The sequence below is a fragment of the Synechococcus sp. R8-2 genome, from assembly GCF_047461715.1.
In the GTDB taxonomy this organism is placed as follows: domain Bacteria; phylum Cyanobacteriota; class Cyanobacteriia; order Thermostichales; family Thermostichaceae; genus Thermostichus.
This window is the reverse complement of record NZ_JANSHQ010000302.1, coordinates 1-3,483: the sequence shown is the minus strand read 5'-3', so window position 1 is coordinate 3,483 and position 3,483 is coordinate 1. Positions and strand designations below refer to the sequence as shown.

Below are 3,483 nucleotides of genomic sequence, written 5' to 3'. Positions count from 1 at the left end.
GCTCTGCTGGCCAACGACCAGATCGATCTCGAACTGCGGGCCGGGGAGATTCTGGCCATCTTGGGGGAAAATGGGGCGGGCAAAACGACGCTGATGAATATCCTGTTTGGGCACTACGTTCCCGATCAGGGTCAGGTGTGGGTGTTTGGTCGGCCCCTCAAGCTGGGATCCCCGGCGGCTGCCCTGGCGGCAGGGATAGGCATGGTGCATCAGCATGTGGTCTTGGCCGATAATCTATCGGTGCTGGACAACATTCTGCTGGGCACTCAGCCCCTGTGGCACCTATGGTCTCGGCGGCGAGAGGGACGGCAGCGCATCCAAAAGCTAGCTGAGGAATTGGGGTTGGCCGTGGATCCCGATGCCCTGGTGGGATCCCTGACCTTAGGGGAGCGGCAGCGGGTGGAGATCCTCAAGGTGCTGTATCGAGGGGCGCGGATCCTGATTTTGGATGAGCCTACGGCGGTGTTAACCCCACCGGAAATTGAGCCGTTTTTTCACACCCTACGGCAGATGGCCGGTCGCGGACTGGGGATCCTGCTGATTTCCCACAAGCTCCAGGAGGTGATGCGCATCAGTGACCGGGTGATGGTGCTGCGGTCAGGGCGGGTGGTGATGGCGGGCAAGACGGCTGAGATCCATCCCACAGCTCTGGCGGAAGCGATGGTGGGGCAGCGGTTGGCGGCGGTGGTCAAAGCGCCCTTGTCTGTTGGGGAGACGATCCTGGAGCTGCAGCAGGTCTCCTGTCGGGCAGGGCAGCAGCATCTGGAGCAGGTTTCTCTGACGGTGCGGCGTCACGAAATCGTGGGTATTGCCGGGGTGGCGGGCAATGGGCAATCCGTCCTGGCAGATCTGATCTGCGGGGTGATCCGGCCCCACCAAGGTCATCTGCATCTGTATGGCCGAGTCCTGCGGCTGATCTCTCCTGCTGAGATGGTGCGGCAAGGCATGGCCCGGATCCCGGAAGACCGCCACAAGACCGGACTGATCGGTTCCCTTAGCCTGTGGGAGAATTGGGTGATCGAGCGCTATCGGGATCCCGAATTCTCGCGGTGGGGGATCCTGCGTCACCGCCAAATCTATCAGCAGGCCCACACCTGGCTACAGACCTACGACGTGCGGGGACTCCAGAGTGGGGATCCGCGGCAGGCGCTCCAGATGCCAGTGCAACTGCTGTCCGGCGGAAATATGCAAAAAGTGATCCTCTCGCGGGAGCTGTGTCGGGATCCCCAGGTAATTGTGGCTCACCAGCCAACGCGGGGACTGGATCTGGGGGCTGTGGCTTACGTGCATGCCCAACTGCTGGCAGCAGCCCGAGCTGGAGCCGGGATCCTGCTCATTTCTGAAGACTTGGATGAATTGCTGAGTTTGGCCGATCGGGTGGCGGTGCTCTATCGCGGTCGGCTTTCCCCAGCAATCCCAACCCAAACCACAACGGTGACCGCCTTGGGGTTGCGCATGGCCGGGCAGGAGGTGGCTGATGCGTGTTGAACCCCGTTCCACGGTGCCCCTCTGGCTGATCCTGAGCGCGCCGATGGCAGCCATTGTCCTGGCTTTCCTCTCCTGTAGCCTGCTGATCCTGTGGACGGGATCCCCGGTTTTGGCAGCCTATGGAGCTTTGCTGCGGGGAGCGGTGGGATCCCCCTTTGCCCTGAGCGAAACTTTGACGCGGGCCATTCCCCTGATCCTGACGGGATTGGCGGTGGCGGTGTGTTTTCGGGCCAAGTTGTGGAACATCGGTGCAGAAGGCCAGTTTTATGGTGGGGCTCTGGCTGCCAGCCTCTTGGGCACCGCTGGGCTTTCGCTGCCGCGCCCGTGGTTGGTGCTGGTGCTGCTGCTGGCGGGCTGGATTGCCGGAGGGCTGTTGCTGTGGATCCCGGCCTGGCTCAAGACTCAGTTCCAGGTGGACGAAGTGGTGACCACCCTGCTGCTCAATTTTGTCATTCTTCTCGGGATCAGCTATCTCCTGGAAGGCCCCCTCAAAGATCCTCTGGCCCTGGGTTGGCCCCAAGGTCGTGCCCTGGCGGAGAGTGCTCTTCTGCCGCGGCTGATTCCCCGCAGTCGTCTCCACGCCGGTTTGATCATTGCCCTGCTTGCTGCCCTGGGGGTGTGGGCCATAGAGCGGTTCACCGTTTGGGGCCTAGAAATGCGAGCCGTAGGCGCGAACCCGGAAGCGGCCAGGTTTCTCGGCATCCCAGTCCAGGGAGTTATTTTGTATACCTCACTGCTGGGAGGGGGGCTGGCAGGCTTGGCGGGAGCTTGTGAACTTCTCGGGCTCAAGGGCTATCTCACCTTGGATTTATCCCCGGGCTTTGGCTACACCGGCATTGTTGTTGCCCTGTTGGCCCAACTGCATCCCTTGGGAGTGGTGGGGGCCGCAGTTTTCATTGCCGGGGTTTATGTGGGAGCCGATACCATGGGGCGTAGCTTGGGCGTTCCCACCTATCTTGCCGATGTCATTGTTGCTGCTGCCCTGCTGTGGATGTTGGTCTGCATGGGATTGGCCCGTTATCGTCTGCGCTGGGACTGAGCACCCGTGTCTGCACTCCTGAGTCTAATCAGCTTAATCAGCACCACCAGCTTTTGGGTGGCCACCCTGCGCATTGCCACTCCCTTGCTCTTTGGCACTTTGGGCGAAGTCCTCTGTGAGCGGGCCGGCGTTCTCAATTTGGGCATCGAAGGGATCATGACCCTGGGGGCCATGACCGGTTGGCTGGTGGTCTATCAGGGATCCGGATTGTGGTGGGGCGTAGCCTTTGCTGCCGTCCTCGGTGCAGGTGTGGGCTTGATTCACAGCCTGTTGACCGTCCGCCTTGGGGTTTCCCAGCACGTCACCGGCATCGGCATCACCCTCTTGACCATTAATGCCGCCTATTTTGTCTATCGCATGGCCCTGCCCCAGGTCACCTCTCCTCCCAAAATCGTCCCCTTCAGCCCTTGGCCGATCCCGGGTCTCTCCAGCCTGCCCTTTCTGGGAGAAACCCTGTTTACCCAGCCGCCCCTCACCTACCTCAGCCTTCTCCTGGTGCCCCTCATGGCCTACATCCTCTACCGAACTCCGCTGGGCCTGGCCGTGCGCATGGTTGGAGAAAATCCCCAGGCTGCCGCTTCCCAGGGGATCCCGGTCTATGCCGTTCGTACCGGAGCGGTGATGGTGGGCAGCGCTCTTATGGCCGTGGCCGGTGCTTTTTTAACCCTCTCTGCGTTCGATGCGTTTTTCTTCAATATCGTCAATGGGCGGGGGTGGATTTGCATTGCTCTGGTGGTTTTTGCCGCTTGGGATCCCTGGCGAGCCTTAGGAGGAGCGTTGCTGTTTGCCGGGTTTGATGCTTTGCAATTGCGCCTTCAGCAGCTTTGGGGTAGCCGGATCCCCTATCAGTTTTTCTTAATGTTGCCCTATCTGCTCAGTATTGTGGCGTTGATTTTGGTCTCTCGCCATGCCAAAGCGCCCCGCGCCCTTTTGATCCCCTTTCGCCCTGAAGAACG

3 protein-coding genes are annotated in these 3,483 nt (G+C 60.8%); all 3 read left to right on the top strand.

The features are described from left to right. The coding region (locus NW819_RS07880; protein WP_414413423.1) for an ABC transporter ATP-binding protein at positions 1-1,488 on the top strand (1,488 nt) is incomplete at its 5' end. After that, positions 1,478-2,527 carry an ABC transporter permease gene (locus NW819_RS07875; protein ID WP_414413422.1) on the top strand — a complete coding sequence of 350 codons (1,050 nt, stop codon included), beginning with the start codon at positions 1,478-1,480 and terminating at the stop codon, positions 2,525-2,527. The genes NW819_RS07880 and NW819_RS07875, both read left to right, overlap by 11 nt. A gap of 6 nt (positions 2,528-2,533) precedes the next feature. Further along, the coding region (locus NW819_RS07870; protein WP_414413421.1) for an ABC transporter permease at positions 2,534-3,483 on the top strand (950 nt) is incomplete at its 3' end.